The following is a 639-nucleotide window of genomic DNA, read 5'->3' on the forward strand; positions in this document are numbered from 1 at the left end:
TAGATACTCCCCCCTTTCGTCGAAGTAATTTTCCCCAGTTTTTTATCTGACGGCGCCGCGGTAGCGGTGCCGTCCTGTCGATCACCGACCATATCGCCCTTGTGATCCATCCCGGGGGTGTCGGTGGTCGAGCTGGAGGAAGTGATGACGATTCTGGAATTGCATCGGCAAGGGCTGAGTATTTCGGCCATCGCCGCTCGACTGGGTATGGACCGCAAGACCGTTCGCAAATACATCAAGAATGGCGTTCAGGCGCCGCGTTACGGTCCGCGTGCGCCGCGACCGTGCGTGGTCGATCCGTTCGTCCACTACGTCACCGAGCGCGTACGCGAGTTTCCCGATCTGAGCGTCGAACGTCTGCTACGCGAGATCCGGGTGATGGGTTATGCGGGCGGCCGCACGGCGCTGGGCGACCTGGTTCGGGAGGTCCGGCCGCCCCGCCAACGCGGCTTCGAGGTGCGCTTTGAGACACCCACCGGCCATCAGGCTCAAGTGGATTTCGCGCACTTCAATGTCGAGTTCGATGACGTGCCCGGCCAGCGGCGTTCGATCTGGCTGTTCTCGATCGTGCTCGGGCACAGCCGCTATCTCTGGGGACGCTTCGTCGAGCATCAGGACCTGCAGACCGTCCTGCGCTGT

Annotated in this window: 1 protein-coding gene; it reads left to right on the forward strand. The window is 62.1% G+C overall.

The window, feature by feature from the left end; translation table 11 throughout:
• Window positions 1–144 precede the first annotated feature (144 nt).
• A partial coding sequence (locus U5771_RS35270) for a helix-turn-helix domain-containing protein (protein ID WP_322028196.1) occupies window positions 145–639 on the forward strand: 495 nt, incomplete at its 3' end.

The sequence above is a fragment of the Burkholderia sp. BCC1977 genome (assembly GCF_905339595.1).
In the GTDB taxonomy this organism is placed as follows: Bacteria; Pseudomonadota; Gammaproteobacteria; order Burkholderiales; family Burkholderiaceae; genus Burkholderia.